At 74.5% G+C, this 15,229-nt stretch carries 17 protein-coding genes; 8 read left to right on the forward strand and 9 right to left on the reverse strand.

The window, feature by feature from the left end; genetic code table 11:
• Nucleotides 1-25 precede the first annotated feature (25 nt).
• Nucleotides 26-244: a hypothetical protein gene (locus ACRX5S_RS03915; protein WP_436771299.1), complete on the forward strand. Its 219-nt coding sequence runs from the start codon at nt 26-28 to the stop codon at nt 242-244.
• Between the two features lie 15 nt (nt 245-259).
• Here the strand turns inward: ACRX5S_RS03915 and ACRX5S_RS03920 are convergent, their stop codons facing one another.
• The 4 genes from ACRX5S_RS03920 to bla all read right to left on the reverse strand — a co-directional run bounded on the left by ACRX5S_RS03920 (nt 260) and on the right by bla (nt 3,861).
• A complete protein-coding gene (locus ACRX5S_RS03920) occupies nt 260-1,252 on the reverse strand; it encodes a helix-turn-helix transcriptional regulator (RefSeq protein ID WP_436771300.1) in 993 nt (330 codons plus the stop codon).
• 156 nt (nt 1,253-1,408) lie between these two features.
• A complete protein-coding gene (locus ACRX5S_RS03925) occupies nt 1,409-2,293 on the reverse strand; it encodes an NAD-dependent epimerase/dehydratase family protein (protein WP_436771301.1) in 885 nt (294 codons plus the stop codon).
• Nucleotides 2,294-2,296: 3 nt separating this feature from the next.
• Nucleotides 2,297-2,731 carry a cupin domain-containing protein gene (locus ACRX5S_RS03930; protein ID WP_436771302.1) on the reverse strand — a complete coding sequence of 145 codons (435 nt, stop codon included), beginning with the start codon at nt 2,729-2,731 and terminating at the stop codon, nt 2,297-2,299.
• A 107-nt stretch (nt 2,732-2,838) separates the two neighbouring features.
• Nucleotides 2,839-3,861 carry a class A beta-lactamase gene (gene bla / locus ACRX5S_RS03935; protein WP_436771303.1) on the reverse strand — a complete coding sequence of 341 codons (1,023 nt, stop codon included), beginning with the start codon at nt 3,859-3,861 and terminating at the stop codon, nt 2,839-2,841.
• A 219-nt stretch (nt 3,862-4,080) separates the two neighbouring features.
• Here bla and ACRX5S_RS03940 point away from each other — a divergent pair, with 219 nt between their 5' ends.
• Nucleotides 4,081-5,238, forward strand: coding sequence for an RNA ligase family protein (locus ACRX5S_RS03940; protein ID WP_436771304.1), 1,158 nt, complete (start codon nt 4,081-4,083; stop codon nt 5,236-5,238).
• A gap of 101 nt (nt 5,239-5,339) precedes the next feature.
• On the opposite strand, the gene ACRX5S_RS03945 is transcribed toward ACRX5S_RS03940, so the two are convergent.
• Entirely contained in the window at nt 5,340-6,398 is a 1,059-nt protein-coding gene (locus tag ACRX5S_RS03945; protein ID WP_436771305.1) for a dihydrodipicolinate synthase family protein, read from the reverse strand.
• A gap of 145 nt (nt 6,399-6,543) precedes the next feature.
• Between ACRX5S_RS03945 and ACRX5S_RS03950 the strand changes: the two genes are divergently transcribed.
• The 4 genes from ACRX5S_RS03950 to ACRX5S_RS03965 all read left to right on the forward strand — a co-directional run bounded on the left by ACRX5S_RS03950 (nt 6,544) and on the right by ACRX5S_RS03965 (nt 10,382).
• Nucleotides 6,544-7,716, forward strand: a complete 1,173-nt coding sequence (locus ACRX5S_RS03950) for a LysR family transcriptional regulator (RefSeq protein ID WP_436771306.1) — start codon at nt 6,544-6,546, stop codon at nt 7,714-7,716.
• Between the two features lie 74 nt (nt 7,717-7,790).
• Nucleotides 7,791-8,774, forward strand: coding sequence for an ADP-ribosylglycohydrolase family protein (locus ACRX5S_RS03955; protein ID WP_436771307.1), 984 nt, complete (start codon nt 7,791-7,793; stop codon nt 8,772-8,774).
• 239 nt (nt 8,775-9,013) lie between these two features.
• The gene (locus ACRX5S_RS03960; protein WP_436771308.1) at nt 9,014-9,733 is read left to right on the forward strand and encodes a helix-turn-helix domain-containing protein; all 720 of its coding nucleotides are present in this window, start codon (nt 9,014-9,016) and stop codon (nt 9,731-9,733) included.
• A 94-nt stretch (nt 9,734-9,827) separates the two neighbouring features.
• Nucleotides 9,828-10,382, forward strand: a complete 555-nt coding sequence (locus tag ACRX5S_RS03965; RefSeq protein WP_436771309.1) for a dihydrofolate reductase family protein — start codon at nt 9,828-9,830, stop codon at nt 10,380-10,382.
• Nucleotides 10,383-10,715: 333 nt separating this feature from the next.
• Here ACRX5S_RS03965 and ACRX5S_RS03970 read toward each other — a convergent pair whose 3' ends face one another.
• Nucleotides 10,716-11,297, reverse strand: a complete 582-nt coding sequence (locus ACRX5S_RS03970) for a MarR family winged helix-turn-helix transcriptional regulator (protein WP_436771310.1) — start codon at nt 11,295-11,297, stop codon at nt 10,716-10,718.
• Nucleotides 11,298-11,390: 93 nt separating this feature from the next.
• Here ACRX5S_RS03970 and ACRX5S_RS03975 point away from each other — a divergent pair, with 93 nt between their 5' ends.
• A complete protein-coding gene (locus tag ACRX5S_RS03975; RefSeq protein WP_436771311.1) occupies nt 11,391-12,275 on the forward strand; it encodes an alpha/beta fold hydrolase in 885 nt (294 codons plus the stop codon).
• A gap of 112 nt (nt 12,276-12,387) precedes the next feature.
• Here ACRX5S_RS03975 and ACRX5S_RS03980 read toward each other — a convergent pair whose 3' ends face one another.
• The 3 genes from ACRX5S_RS03980 to ACRX5S_RS03990 all read right to left on the reverse strand — a co-directional run bounded on the left by ACRX5S_RS03980 (nt 12,388) and on the right by ACRX5S_RS03990 (nt 14,157).
• A complete protein-coding gene (locus tag ACRX5S_RS03980; RefSeq protein WP_436771312.1) occupies nt 12,388-12,957 on the reverse strand; it encodes a hypothetical protein in 570 nt (189 codons plus the stop codon).
• On the reverse strand, nt 12,957-13,394 hold the full coding sequence (locus tag ACRX5S_RS03985; RefSeq protein WP_436771313.1) for a hypothetical protein: 438 nt from the start codon (nt 13,392-13,394) through the stop codon (nt 12,957-12,959). The genes ACRX5S_RS03980 and ACRX5S_RS03985 overlap by 1 nt, the downstream gene beginning before the upstream one ends.
• Nucleotides 13,395-13,929: 535 nt before the next feature.
• Complete coding sequence (locus ACRX5S_RS03990) at nt 13,930-14,157, reverse strand: hypothetical protein (RefSeq protein WP_436771314.1); 228 nt, start codon at nt 14,155-14,157, stop codon at nt 13,930-13,932.
• A 403-nt stretch (nt 14,158-14,560) separates the two neighbouring features.
• Here ACRX5S_RS03990 and ACRX5S_RS03995 point away from each other — a divergent pair, with 403 nt between their 5' ends.
• Nucleotides 14,561-14,989 (forward strand): VOC family protein, encoded by a 429-nt coding sequence (locus ACRX5S_RS03995; RefSeq protein ID WP_436771315.1) that lies wholly within the window; start codon nt 14,561-14,563, stop codon nt 14,987-14,989.
• Nucleotides 14,990-15,229 lie beyond the last annotated feature (240 nt).

Raw genomic sequence — 15,229 nt, forward strand, 5'->3', positions numbered from 1 at the left:
CGAGGCCGGGCGGACGGTCGAAGGCGTGGCTGCCGTACTGGAACAGGAGTCCGTCGCAGTCCGGTGTGCCCGGCGTGTCGAACGGCATGCGGCCGAACCGCAGGAATGCCCGCCACACGTCCTGCACACCGAGATCCGCGAGGGACGCGCCGCCCGCGAGCAGCTCCACCCGCAGCAGACCCGCGGCATCGGCGACAGCGGGGGTCCCTGGCAACGTGCCGGTCCTTTCGACGTCGAGTGGTAGCAGCCACACCGTAGATCAGGCGTCCGCGGCGTAATGGGCGACGATCGCGGCGGCGCGGTCGTGCAGGGCCCCGCGCAGCCATTGGGGGGCCACTGCTTCGGCGCTTGCGGAGAGCTGCCACAGGGCCCACTCGGCGTGGCGGGCGTCCTGGAAGGTGAGTTGCATGCGCAGCCACCCCGGCCGTGCGTCCCCTTCAGAGGCGTCGGGCTCCTCGGCCAGGACCGCCAGCGCCGTGCCGGCCAGCTCCGCGCGACGGGCCGGATCCACCCGCACGGTGACGGCGACCTGGTCCCCGCCCGACCGGAAGCGGGTGCTGCGCTCCTGCCAGGCCCGGTCCAGGTCCACCCGGTCCGGGCGCTGCGCCGCCTCGTCGAGTTCCTCGGCGGCCACGATGCGCGACAGGCGGTACGTGCGGTCCTCGCCGGACCGCGTCGCCAGCAGGTAGCCGTGGTCCCGTACGGTGACCAGCCCGATCGGGTCCACCGTCCGCCACCGCGGGTCCTGGTCCGCCGCCGCGTACCGGATCCGCAGCTTGTGCCCGGCGAACACCGCGCGCCGGACCTCCGCCACCACGGCGTCCGGCAGTTCCTCGTCGACCCGGCGCCGCGCCAGGAGGTCGGTGTCCGGGTCGATCAGCAGGCGCTCCGCGGCTCCCGCCGCGGTGGTCCGGTAGCTCTCGGGCAGCGCGTCCACGACCTTGAGCATCGCGGAGGCGAGCGCGGAGCCCAGGCCGAACACCTGGGCCCCGCGCCGCGATCCGGCGACCACCAGGGCCAGCGCCTCGTCATGGGTCAGCCCGGTCAGTTCGGTCCGGAACCCGGGCAGCAGCGCGAACCCGCCGTGCCGCCCGCGCTCCGCGTACACCGGGACCCCGGCCGCCGACAGCGCCTCGACGTCGCGCAGCACGGTACGGGTCGACACCTCCAACTCCCGGGCCAGCGCCGCCGCGGACATCCGCCCGTGCCGACGCAGCAACAGCACCAGCGAAACCAACCGATCGGCGCGCATGCGAGGACTCTAGGTCGTGTCCTTCGGAGCTTGGTGCCGGGCACGTGTTCCGCTGCCGTGCAGCGCAAGGCGCGGGGCCGAAGCTGTCACGCTTCGCGCGCCGGGACCGCGAGGCGGCGGCGCCGACGAAAGCGCGTCCGCGCACGCCGATCGGCGCTACGCGGACAGGGTGCGGAAGCCGGTACGCCAGGAGGCGTACTCGGGGGCCCACCCCAACTCCTTGCGGGCGTACGTGTTGTCGGCGCCGCGGGCCCAGCCCGTTCGGGCGGGCCGGACCCCGACCCCGGGCTCGGCTTCCCGGCCGGGCGGCGCGGGGGCGCCGACGGCGACGCAGAAGTGCGGCACCCACGCGTCGGCGGGTGCGGGGTCGTCGTCGACGATGTTGGCGATCGTGCCGGACGGCCAGGACACGGCTTCGCGCGCGGCGCGTGCGGCGTCCGCGACGTGGACGAAGCTCGCGACATCGGCATCGGCCGCCAACTGGCCCGCCTGCGCCCGCCGCGCCGTCAAGCCGTCGCGGGTGTACCAGGTGCCGGGGCCGTACAGCAGCCCGTACCGCAGCACGACCCACTCGGGCAGCTCGCGCACCGCACTCTCCAGCGCGGCGACCCCGGCGACGCTCGTCGCGCGCGGCTCCGGGGCGACGGTGTCGAGGGGAGTGTCCTCGACCGCGGGGTCCGGGCCCGCCTCGTACGCCCACGAGATGCTCTGCGCGACGATCCGCCGCACCCCCGCCGCCCGCGCGGCGCCGACGAGGTTGCGGGTGCCCTCGGTCCGGATCCGCGCATTGGCCGCCAGGTCGCCGCGCCCGAGGTCGGTGAGCTGGTGCATCACCAGGTCGGGGGACGCCGCGCGCAGCAACTGCGCGAGTCCGTCCGCGTCGTAGACGTCCCCGACGACCGGGCTGCCCCCGGCCGCGAGGACGGCGGCGGCACCGGGCGCGCCGCGCGTCAGGGCGGTGACCCGGTGGCCGTCCGCGACGAGCAGGGGCAGCAGGAGGCGGCCGACAGCGCCGGTCGCCCCGGCGACGAACACGTGCACGGCTCAGCCCTTCCCGGTGTCGGCGGCGGCGGGCGCGGCGGTAGGAGCGGCGGTGGTCGGACGCGGGGCCCGCAACGCGCGCCGCTCGTGCAGTTCGGTCTCGTCGACCAGTGTCAGCATCGGCTCCCCCGGGACGCCGAGCATCACGACGACAAAGCGCGTCGAGGCGTCGGTGAGGGCGTTGCCCGCCTGGTAGTGGACGACGTCCCCGCCGGGCTCCCAGAACGCCTCCCCGGCGCGGATCACCCGCTCCGGGTCGCCTTCGAGCTCGAACAGCAGCTCGCCGTCGAGGACGTACCCGAACACCGGTCCGCTGTGCCGGTGCGGCGGCGTCCCCGGGTCGCCGGGCGGCAGCTCGATCGTCATGGTCATGGCCTCGGCGCCGTCGGGGACGAACGGCGGGGTCACGTGCAGCAGATGGTTGAACGTCGTGGGCATGAGGACGACGCTACGCCCTGACCGGTCCAGTGGATTGGACCGGTTGGGAGTTGATTCCTTGGACCGGTCGGCGGTGGTGAGGGGGGACGGCCGCACGTTGCGGCGCCCTATCCGACCGCGGTACCGCCGAGCCCCGCGACCACCAGCGCGGTCGCCGCGGCGATCAGCGACTCGTCCGGCTCCGTCCCGTATCCGGCGCGGTCGGACATCACGGCCAGCACGATCGGACCGGTGGGACCCGACGCGGCACCGGGCCGGCCGCCGGACCCGGCACCGGGCCCCGCGTCCGGCGGCCAGGCGACCGCGATGTCGTTCGCCCGCCCGTAGTTGCCCGTCCCGGTCTTGTCCGCGGCCCTCCACCCGGCCGGCAGCCCGGCGCGGATGCGCCTGTCGCCGGTCGTGTTGCGCTCCAGCCAGTCCCGCAGCAGCGCGCGCCTGTCGGCGGCCAGCGCGTCGCCCAGCACCACCGTGCGGAAGTCCGCCGCGATCGCGCGCGGCGTCGTGGTGTCGCGCGGATCGCCCGGCGGGTCCTCGTTCAGCTCCGGCTCGTAGTGGTCGATCCGGCTGACCGTGTCCCCGAGCCCGCGCAGGTAGGCGGTCAGCGCGGCCGGGCCGCCGACGTCGCGCACCAGCAGGTTCGCGGCCGTGCCGTCGCTGAAGCGCACGGCGGCGTCGCAGAGTTCGCGTACGGTCATGCCGGTGGCGACGCGGTCCCGCGTGATCGGCGAGATCGAGTCGACCTCGGCGCCCGTGAAGGTGATCCGCTCCTCCAGGTCCGCGATCGACCGCCGCCCGAGGACCGCTGCCACCGCCAGCGCCTTGAACGTCGAGCAGAACGCGAACCGCTCGTCGGCCCGGTACGCCACCTCCGCCCCGGAACCGGTCGCCACCGCGAACACCCCCAACCGCGCGTCGTGCGCGCGCTCCAACGCGGCGAAGTCCGCCGCGGGCGCGGGAGCAGGCAGCCGCGCGGGGCCGCCGGACGCTCCTACCGCGGGCACGCCGGTCGGCGCGGCCCCGGACGCCTGCGCCGCGGCCTCCGAACCCCCGTCGTCCGCACACCCCGCGACCGCGACGGCCGCCAGCACCGCCAGCACGGCGCGCCGCGTCGGGCCACCAGAACTGTCCACGACCATCCGCCGACCCCGCTCTCCCGTACGTTCACCCGCACCACCCTCGGACGCCGACCCGCACGCCCGGTCCCGACTGCACGTCGACTCCGCGTCTACTCCGGGTCGACTCAACCCGGACGGGCCCCGTCCCCGCCCGGCCGACACGCCGAGCCCGCGAACCGCGCCGCAGAACAACCCGGTTGCCCGCACACGACCGCACGCGCCACGATCACCCCCATGAGCGACGCCACACCGGCGGCCGAACGACCGACGCTGCGCCCGTACCCGAAGATCCCCTCGCGCGGGGCCACGCGTACCGGCGGCGCGCCGACGCCCGCGGTCCGCGAATGGGCGGCCGCGGAGAAGGTCCACGGCGCACACTTCGCCGTCGTCTGCGACGCGGCCGGGACCCGCCCCGCGAAACGCCGCGAACTCCTCGGCGACGACGACCTCGACGCGTTCTTCGGCGTCAGCCGCGTCTGGCCCGCACTCGCGGTGGCCGCCGACCGCTGCGCCGAGGCGTTGCGCGCCGCCCACCGCCCGGGCGCCGCAGGTGCCGCGGACTCGGTGCCGACCGTCACGCTGTACGGCGAACTCGCGGGCGGCCGCTACCCGCACCCCGACGTCCCGGCCGCGCCCGGGGTCGACCCCGTGCAGACCGGAGTCTGGTACGCACCCGGGCTGCACTGGCTGCTGTTCGACGCGACACTCGACACCGCGCCCGACACCGCGCCCGACGCCGGCGCGGCCGGACAAGGCGAACCACCAGGACGCCTGTGGGTCGCCGACCGCACACTGCGCACGGCCGCGGCCGCGGCCGGACTCCTGTGTGCACCGCCGCTCGGGCACGGGCCGCGACACCGACTGGACGACCTGCCGCGCGTCTTCCCCACGCGCGTGCCCGCCCTGCTCGGACTCCCGGAGCTGGACGACGGCAATCTCGCCGAGGGATACGTCCTCAAGCCCGCGGGCGAATGGCGCGAGGGCGCGGCGGGATCGGCGGGCGCGGACACGTCGGCATCTGCGGACGCGCGTCCGCTGATCAAGGTGAAGCAGCCCGCGTTCGCGGAGGACCGCCGCTACAGCGGGGCCCGCCCGTACCTGCCGCCGCCGCAGGGCGCCGCGGGCGTGCCCGCCTGGCTCGTGCTCCAGGCCGCGGCGCTCCTCACCCCCGCCCGCGCGGCGGCCGCCGTCAGCAAGACCGGCCCGCGCACGCCGCTCGACACGATCGCGGCCGAGATAGCCGGGGACGCGGCCGACGACACCGCGGCGGCCGTCGGGGGCCTGGACGACGACCAGCTCCGCAGCCTGACCGCCGCCCTGCTGCCGGGCGCCCGCGCACTCGCCCGTTTCGACGCCGCCGACCGCGGTCCGGCGAACCGACGGGCGCGCTGACCGCACACAGCGCCGCGGGGCCCCGGCCGGGGTCCGGTACGCGCCCGGCTCGTCCCACCGGTCCCCACCGGGGCCATGGACGCCGGCTCCGCCGACCGCCGCTACGCCGCCTCGGCCCCGCCGAACCCGGCGCCCACCTCGTCCAGCGCGCGGAGCGCCGCCGTGACGTTCTCGCGTGCGGCGGGGAGCAGCGGCAGGCGTACCGCCGCGTGCGGGATGCGGCCCCGCGCGGCGAGCACCGCCTTCAGGACGACGGGGTTCGGTTCGGCGAACAGCGCGGCCGACAGCCGGGCCAGCCGGTGCCCGAGGTCGCGCGCCGCGGCCACGTCGCCGCGCTCCCACCGGTCGGCGAGTGCCGCGAACGCGGCGGTGGCCAGGTGGGCGGACGCGAGGATGCCGCCGGACGCGCCGAGCGCCAGCATCGGGGAGAGGTACGCGTCGTCCCCGGCCATCACCGCGAACCGGCCCGCGGCACCCGCGGCGCCGGAACCTGTGGCGTCGGGACCCGGAGCGCCGGTGACCGCAGCGCCGGCAGCCGCGAGCTCCGCGAACAGCGCGACCGTGTCCGCGTCCACGCCCCCGACCGCGTGCTTGACCCCGGCGACCCCCGGCAGCGCCGCGATCTCACGCAGCGTGGCCGCGGTCAGCGGGCGGCCGGTGCGGTACGGGATGTGGTAGACGACCAGGGGCACCGGGCTGCGCGCCGCCAGCGCCGCGAAGTGCGCGACGACACCGGCCTCGGAGGGCCGCGTGAACGAGGGGACGGTCACGAGCGCGGCCGTCGGCGTACCTCCGCCGCCCCGTCCGACGCCTGGTTCCCCGCCCGGCTCCACGTCCGGTTCCCCGTGCTCGCCGCCCCGGGCCAGCCCGGCCAGTTCCTCCGCCGCCCTGCGGGTGTCGCTCGCCCCGATCCCCACCACCAGCGGTACACCGCGCTCCGCGCACACCCGCCCGCACACGTCCGCGACCGTGCGCCGCTCCGCCGCGTCGAGGGCGCCCGCCTCGGCCGTCGTGCCGAGCGCGACGATCCCGGCCGCGCCGCCGTCGACCACGTCGTGGGCGAGGCGTTCGAGCGCGCCCGCGTCCACGGCCGCGCCGTCGCGGTCGAACGGCGTCACCAGCGGCACGAAGATCCCGCGCAGCCACCGTCCGGCGGCCACTCCCGGACCACCGCCACCAACCCTCAACCTCAAGTCGAGGTCAAGGCTTCTGTCCTGTGCACCGGCATTCGTCATACGACGAGCCTGACCCACCCCACCCGACAGATCCAGTTCGCCTTTCCACACCTGACCGTAAGCTGGCCTGATGCTGGACGTACGACGCCTCCGCCTCCTCCGCGAACTCGCCCACCGCGGCACCATCGCCGCCGTCGCCGACGCGCTCGCCTTCACCCCGTCGGCCGTGTCCCAGCAACTCTCCGCACTCGAACGCGAAGCGGGCGTGCCCCTCCTCGAACGCACCGGCCGCAGCGTCACCCTCACCCCCGCCGCCACCGCCCTCGTCGTCCACGCCGACACCGTCCTCGCCCACCTGGAGCAGGCCGCCGCCGAACTCGCCGCCCACCGCGGCGCCCCCGCCGGACCGCTGCGCATCGGCACCTTCCCGTCCGCCGCCCGCACCCTCCTCCCGGCCGCCCTCACCCGCCTCGCCCGCGACCACCCCGCCCTCGAACCCCACGTCGCCGAACTCGACCCCGCCCACGCCGCCGACCGCCTCCGCGCCGGCGACCTCGACGCCGCCCTCCTCCACCGCTACGACTTCGCCCCCGAACCCACCGCGCCCGGCATCCAGACCTCCACCCTGTTCACCGAACCCCTCTACCTCGCCACCCGCACACCCACCGACCCGACCGCCACCGCGCCCGGCACCGCCCCCGCCGACCCCCTCACCGCACACCGCGACGCCCCCTGGATCCTCGCCACCCCCGGAACCCTCTGCCACACCATGACCGTCCGCGCCTGCGAAGCCGCCGGATTCACCCCCGCCGCCCGCCACCACATCGACGACTTCACCGCCGTCCTCGCCCTCGTCGCCGCAGGACAAGGCGTCGCCCTCGTCCCCCGCCTCGGCATCGCCGACACCCCGCCGCACACCGTCGCCGCCGTACGCCTCACCGAACTCCCCCTCACCCGCGAGACCCGCCTCGCCCACCGCGCCGGAGCCGCACCCCACCCCGCGATCCGTGCCCTCGCCCGCGCCCTCGCCCTCGCACTCCGCCGCCATGCCGACCCGCCGCCGACGGGTGACGATGGACCGATGGAGACCTTCGTACGCGTGACCGCCCGCACCGACGACGAAGTCCAGCAGGTACGCAGCCTGCTCGCCGGACTCCGCGCCGCCCCGCCGCCGCCCGGCTTCGAGACCGACGACGGCACCCGCACGATCGAGGCCGTCTTCGACGGCGACCAGCGCGAACGCCTCGACCAACTGCTGCGCGGCACCGGCCTCCCGTACGTCGTCCAAGCCGACGACGAATAGCAGCCCGCCCCGCCGCCCGCGACAACGCCGATAACCGGCGGCGCCGCCGTACCCCCTCCCGGTAGCCTCCGGCGATGACCCCCGCCACACCCGCCGCCCCGCACCGTTCCCCGGAGCCCTCCCCGGACCGTCTGCGACGCGCCCAGGGAGCCGTGGTCGGCTCGGCCGTCGGCGACGCGCTCGGCGCACCCTTCGAGTTCGGCCCGCCCGGCGCGTTCTCCGCGCGGTTCCCGCATCCCGGCGCGGGCGACGAGATGTGCGGAGGCGGCGGCTGGGACCCCGGCGAGGCCACCGACGAAACGCAGATGGCCGTGCTCGTCGCCGAATCGCTCCTCGAACGCGGCGGACTCGACCTCCCCGACATCTACGACCGCTTCCGCCGCTGGGCCGCGTCCGCCCCCAAGGACATCGGCCTCCAGACCGAAGCCGTCCTCACCAGCGGCATGCCCTGGGACCTCGCCGCCGCCGCCCACTTCCAGACCAACCTGTACGCCGCGGGCAACGGCTCCCTCATGCGCGCCGCCCCCTCCGCCGTGCACTTCGCCGCCGCCGGACGCTCCGCCTCCATGGACGCCGCCCGCCGCATCGCCGCCCTCACCCACGGCGACCGCGCCGCCTGGGAGGGCACCGCCGTCCTCCACGAACTCGTCCGCGTCGCCCTCGACGGCGACGACCCCCTCGCCGCACTCCCCGACACCGTCGCCCACCACGTCCACCCCGACCACCGCGACCGCTACGCCGCCGTCCTCGCCCCCGACTGGCACCCCACCCGGGCAACCGAGTTCAACGGCGCCGTCTGGCCCTGCCTCGGCTCCGCGGTCTGGGCGCTGCGCACCACCGGCACCTTCGAGGACGCCCTACGCGCCGCCGTCGACCTCGGCGGCGACACCGACACCGTCGCAGCCGTCACCGGCGGCCTCGCCGGCGCCGTCCACGGCCTCGACGCCGTCCCGCCCACCTGGACGGCCGCCGTCCACGTCCCCCTCCCGGGCGCCCGCGTCCTCCGCCTCCCCGAACTCCTCACCCTCACCGAACACCTCACCGAAGCCCCGCACTGACCCCGCCGGCCCCCTCCCGCACGAACCCCCGCGCAACGCAGGCCCGTCGCCGCGCCGCCGCGCCCGACGCCGACCGCGCCACCTCCGACGAATCCCGGCACCTCCTCACCACCCGCACGCATCACCGAACCGCGGCACCCCGGCACAGGGCCGCTCCCGACCCCGCATCCGCCGACTCGGCACGGAACGCCGTGGGAGACTGACCGCCTGACACGCGGGGAGAAAGGGGACGGTCCGCGGTGGGGCTGGAGATCGAGAGTCGGCCGTCCGAGCTGCCGTACATCGAACGCGTGTGGCGCAGCCGCAGCGACGACGTCGGCCGCATGACGTCGATCGCGACGCCGCACTGGGAACTCGTCTTCTGGGAGCACGACGGCCGCGTGCACAGCGCCGTGCAGGGCCCCGAACCCAACGCCGCACCGGCGCCGGTACCGAAGGACGCCACCTTCTTCGGCATCACCTTCGCCCTCGGCACCTCCATGCCGCACCTGCCGGTCAGCCGCCTCGTCGGCGGCAGCGCGGAGATCCCCGACGTGACCCGGCGCTCCGTCTGGCTCAAGGGCTCCGCGTGGCACGTGCCCGACTACGACAACGCGGAGTGGTTCGTACGCCGCATGGTGCGCGCCGGGATCGTGGACCGCGACCCGATCGTCCCCGCCCTCCTCGACGGCGCCGCACCCGACGCCTCGCAGCGCACCGTCCAGCGGCGCTTCGTCGCGGCGACCGGACTCACCCAGGGCGCCGTCCGGCGGATCGACCGCGCCCGGCACGCCGCCGTGCTGATCCAGGACGGCGTACCCGCACAGGACGTCGTCCACCTCCTCGGCTACTTCGACCAGCCGCACCTGGCCCGCTCCCTGACCCGCTACATCGGCCGCACCGCCACCCAACTGCGCGGCCCCGACCCGACCGAACCGTTGTCGCTTCTGTACAGGCCCTCCTCCGCGGACCCTGCATAAGCTCGCCGGGACAGCCGACGGGGTCGGCTCCCCCGGCCGAAGAAGCACCCTGCCGGGACCGTGCGGACGACCCCGAAACCATCCCGGAGGAATCATGCGCAAGCTCGTTTCGGGTCTCTTCGTCTCGCTCGACGGGGTCGCCGAGTCGCCCGACCAGTGGCAGTTCGCTTTCGACGCGGAAATGGGCGCTGCGCTGGCGGAGTCGCTGGAGAAGGCCGACACGATCATGATGGGCCGCGTGACGTACAGCGAGTGGGCCGGCTACTGGCCCACGGTCACCGGCGGCGAGGACGCCGACTTCGCCAAGTGGATCAACACCTCGCCCAAGTACATCGTCTCCTCCACACTTACCGACGTCGACGAGTGGGCCAACAGCACCCTCGTCAAGGGCGACCTCGCCACCGCCGTCGCCGAACTCAAGGCCGGCGAAGGCAAGGACATCACCGTCGCGGGCAGCCCCACCCTCGTACGGTCGCTCCTCGAACACGACCTCCTCGACGAACTCGTCCTCCTGATCCACCCGGTCATCGCCGGCCAGAACCGCGCCCGCCTCTTCGGCGACGACGCCACCATGAAGAAGCTCGAACTCGTCAGCGCCCAACCCACCAGCAGCGGAACCATCATCGCCACCTACCGCCCGCAACGCTGACGACGAACAACCGAGGACCGGCGACCGGGGGCTGAGCACACCTCACCTCCCGGTCCCCGGCCGTCGTCACCCCGGCAGAACACCGGTGGCGGCGCAGCCACCCCGCCGCGTGGTCGGACGGCACGACGGGCCCCTCGGCATGCGCCCGCGGTCGGCCGCGCGGAAGCGTACGGGACCGCGGCGCCCGGACCGGGCCCGTCGCTCACCGGGCAGCCGTACGCGCCACGGATCCCGCACGCGCGCTCGTCGAACGCGACAGAAGTGCCGTGCACACATGCGTGCTCCGTGCGTGCTCCAAACGCGCGGGACTCGTGGGACGCTACGCCCGCCCGCTCAGTGCGCGTCCCGTCCGGCGAGCGTCTGCCGGATCGTCCGCTCGATGGCGACGAGAGCGCTGCGCTGGTCTGTGCTCAGCGGTCCGCTGAAGTGTCGGCGTACGGACGCCCGGTAGCCGGGCGTGGCGCGGTCGTACGCCTCGCGCCCCTCGGCGGTGAGCACGACGTCGTCGCCCCGCCCGTCCCGCTCGCACGGCTCGCGGGCGATCAGGCCGCGCGCCTCCATGCGTCCGAGATGACGCGAGAGGCGGCTGTGCGCCCAGTGCAGGTGGGCGGCCAGGCGGCGAACGCGGATGCAGGAATCGGGGGTTGCCATGTCGGCCAGGGCGGCCAGTACCTCGTAGTCGGGCATGGACAGGCCCGACTGCTGCTCCAGGTCGCGCGCGACCTCGGTGTCGACGAGTTGGTGCAGGCGCCGGTAGGCGTCCCAGGCGCCGACGGCGTCCGGTTCCAGGGCCTGATCCCGGTCCTGGTCCCCCTGGTCCTGGTCCTGACGTGCGGCCTCGCTCGGGGCTTCGTGCGCGGACGCGTCGCGGGCCGGGGCGGGCGTCGGGGCGGCGGAGGCGCGCGAGGGGGGCATGCGATCACCCTACAAAGAAGTTCGTGACATGTAACCAGTTGCGCTGTAGGTTCTTGGTTACATGTAACGAACATCTGCGGAGGAGAGTGCCTCATGGTCGGCAACGAGCAATTCGTCGAGGTCGGTGCGACGGGCGGCGTCAAGCTGTACACCGAGGCGTTCGGCGACCGGGCCGACCCCGCGGTCCTGCTCATCCACGGTGCCGGGCACTCGGCTGTCGCCTGGGACGACGAGTTCGTCGCCCGACTGGCGGCGGGCGGCCGGTACGTCGTGCGCTACGACAGCCGCGACGCGGGCCGGTCCACCGCAAGCCCGGTCGGGCAGCCGGACTACAACCTGCGCACGCTCGTCGCCGACGCGGCCGAGGTGATCGCCGCACTGGGCATCGGCCCGGCACACATCGTGGCCATGTCGCAGGGAGCGGCCGTCGGCCAGTTGCTGGCGCTGGACCACCCCGGGTCCGTCGCGACCCTCACCCTGGCGTCCTCGACACCGGGCGGACCCGGCCACGACGCCGACGACCTGCCGCCCATGACCGAGGCCGTCCAGGCGCTCTTCGCCGAAGGTTCCGCGGAGGACCAGCCGGGCCCGGACCGGTCCGACCGTGACGCCGTGATCGCGTACCTCGTCGAAGCCGAGCGCCCGTTCGCCGCCCACTCGCGACCCTTCGACGAGGACGGCGTACGTGCGATGGCGGAGCGCGTGGTCGACCGGACGGCCGACGTCGCGGCGCAGGTCACCAATCCCTTCATGATCGACGCGGGCGAACCGTGGCGGTCACGCCTCGCGGACGTGGCGGCACCGACCCTCGTCCTGCACGGCACCGAGGACCCGCTCTTCCCGCCCGACCACGGCCGCGCACTGGCCGCCGAGATCCCGGGCGCACGCTTCAAGGAGATGCCGGCCACAGGGCACGAGGTCTTCCCGCGCCCCGTTTGGGACGAGGTGGTCCCGGCGATCCTCGCGCACACCGGCTGACAAGCCGCGGCAACCGCACCGGATCCGCCGCAGGTCACCGCCGAACCCCCGCCGGCCGCCACCCTTTCCAGGGACCGCGGCAAGCGACAGCGGCGGCCGGTCCCGGCCCGCGTCAGCGAGAGCTGCCGCCTCCGTCCGTCCCCCGCGCCGACCGCTCGCCCCGGCGGACGTCCGGGGCGAGCATCGCACGGACGCAGCGGCGCAGCCCGTTCTCGGAGTCCACGGACGTGAACCACGGCACCCGCTGGAACAGTTCGCCGAGCCGCGCGGTGCCCGGGGCGTCCAGGAGGCCGCGAAGGTCGTCAGGCACCGGTCCGTCGACCAGGCACAGCCAGGCGACGCCGGCGCCGACGCGAACGTGCGGCGCACGCCCGGCGTCCGACCACAGGCTCCGCGCCCAGGCGGCCGTGTGCTCTTCCGGGTGCTCGCGCGCGAGTTGGACGATGGCCAGGATCAGGCTGACCTGGACGGCGGGATCGTCCTCCACGGCCCAGCGGCGGTGCAGCGCCGAGGTGATGCGGTCAGCCTCGCCGTCCGCCACCGCCAGCACGAACGCCGCCGCGCACCGGACCTCGGCAGCCGGGTCGGCCAGGGGCGCGAGCAGCAACCGCCAGTCGAGGGTGACGGCTTCCCGTGCGGCCTGGATCGTCCAGTCCACCGGGCACAGCGTCGACCCGCTCATCACCAGCGGGTCCTCGCCGACTTCGAGAAGCTCCGCCCGTGATCCGCCGCCGAGTGCAGGCTCCTGCCGATCTCGGCGGCCAGACGCAGCGTTCGCGCCCGCGTCCCGGACGCCGCCGGCGGTCCGGCGGCTGCGATCCGGATAAGGAACGGGACCGCCCACGCGGCGACGTCGGCCGACCTGCCCTCCAAACGCAGCGCACTCCAAAGGCGGGACACCGCCGCATCCGCGGACTCCGCTCCAGCGCACGCCAGCGCCGCCAGGAGAACGGGGATCTCCTCGCCGGGACCGCCGTGGTGCGGAAACCGGCGCCACGGGATCACGTCGTACCGGAACTCGTCCTTGGTCCGGCGCGACATCGCGCCCATGACCGTGCGCACGTCGTACGTGCTGCCCACCCACGGCCCAGGCCAGTGGTCCCAGAGAGCATCGCCCATCGGTGGATACTCGAACGTCACAGTCTCCCCCTCGCCGAAGGTCCGGTCCGCAGCCGGCCGCAGCCGGAGCGTAGCGACACCTGACTCTCGCTGGAGCCGACCGGCTTGACCCTGACACCTAGGCAGTCGCGGCCGAGGCCAAGGCATGTCCCCGGACTCGTCCCACATCTGCGCCAGGACAGCGAGTTCGGGGTCGTCCACGACCGGCAGCATGCCCTGCGGTTGCCGGTCGGGTGCAGGCATCCCGCAGCGTCGTCGGTCGTTGACCGGACACTCCCCTTGGTGGGCGGCGGGGGCCAACCGGGAAGCAGGTCCTGGTTCCGCGCGTCGGCGCCGTCGATCGGAGTTCGGCTCTCGGCTACCACCGCTCGCAACGCAGGATCTGCTCCCGGGGAATGCGGGGGCGGCTTGAAGTCGGTGCCGATGGTGAACGCCAGCGGGATGAAGGCAGCGAGCATCACCTCGTCGCAGGGCACTCCGAGCGTACGCCGAGTTCCCTTTGGTGCTGAAGATGCTCGCCGCGGTCGGCCCCTGCTCACAGCGCGTCCTCAGCGACGAACCGCGCATCGACCGCACCGTCATGGTCGGCATCTGCGACGGCCCCGAACAGGCAGGCCACGTACGCCGCGAACGAGACCTCGCAGACCGCCGCGCGTACGCCGTCACCGTCACCGACTCCGGCCGGCAACTCCTCGCCCAGGCCGAAGAAGCCGTGCCCGGGTTCCTGGACCGGACGTTCGAGGCCCTCAGCCCTACCGAGCACACAGCTCTCTGGCATCCCCGGCAAACTGCTGCAACCTCGACCGGGACGGAATCCGCCTGCGGCCTCCAGGACGTCAACCACGACGTCCCCCGGCTCTCCAGCATGCTCCCGTGCCGGTCCAGGGCGCGCAGCGGGTCCTCGACGCCTACGTCCGCGGACAACCCGGCTCTGTTCGCGCGCAGCGCTGGGATCAAACCCCGCGGCGTTGCCGCAGAATGTGGCCGACACTAAGATCATCCGGATGACTGCCGGGTCGGCCATGGGCCAAATACCAGTAGGGCACCCGGCCTTCGCGTGACCGCGCGGCGGGCCCGAGCCCCGCCTCTCTCACCGTGTCTTCAATTCCGGCGCCCGCACGCGGCGCTTCATCCCACGGAACCCAAGACCCGGAGAGGCTCCACACATGCCGCAAGACCAGAACCAGGGCCACGAGGATCATCCCGTCACCGTCGCCCAGCTCAACCACACCGTCGTCCACGCCACGGACCGGCGGCTGTCGGCCGAATTCATCGCCACGATCCTGGGCCTGGACATCGGGGCCCCGTTCGGGCCCTTCCTGCCCGTCGACCTCGGCAACCACGTGACGCTCGACTTCTACGAGAAGCGCGACGAGCCGATCCAGTCGCAGCACTACGCGTTCCTTGTGCCCGACGAGCAGTTCGACGCCATGATCGCCCGCCTGGAAGCGGCCGCGGTCACCTACTACGCCGACCCCAACCACACAGAACCCGGCCGGATCAACCACCTCTTCGGCGGGCGCGGCGCCTACTTCGCCGACCCGGACCGCCACAACATGGAGATCATGACCCGGCCCTACGCCCGGCCTCGGTAGGGCTCGGTCAGGCGGGGCTCGGCGGGCGTCCTGCCAATGTTCCGACGGCAGGAGGGGCATCGGCCGACACGGTGCCCGCTTGCTCTGGCGCGGTTCAGCGCAGGCCCGTCGGGGCGCAGTCGACCGCTATGCGCGCGTCGGCCACGTGCGCGGGCCTGCGCGTACTCCCGGCCAGGTCCCGGGCGCGGCGACGGTGTGCCCGGGACCAGCGAAGTCTCCCCGGAGGCCCTCTCCTCCCCA

Source organism: Yinghuangia sp. YIM S09857 (assembly GCF_051388915.1).
In the GTDB taxonomy this organism is placed as follows: Bacteria; Actinomycetota; Actinomycetes; order Streptomycetales; family Streptomycetaceae; genus Yinghuangia.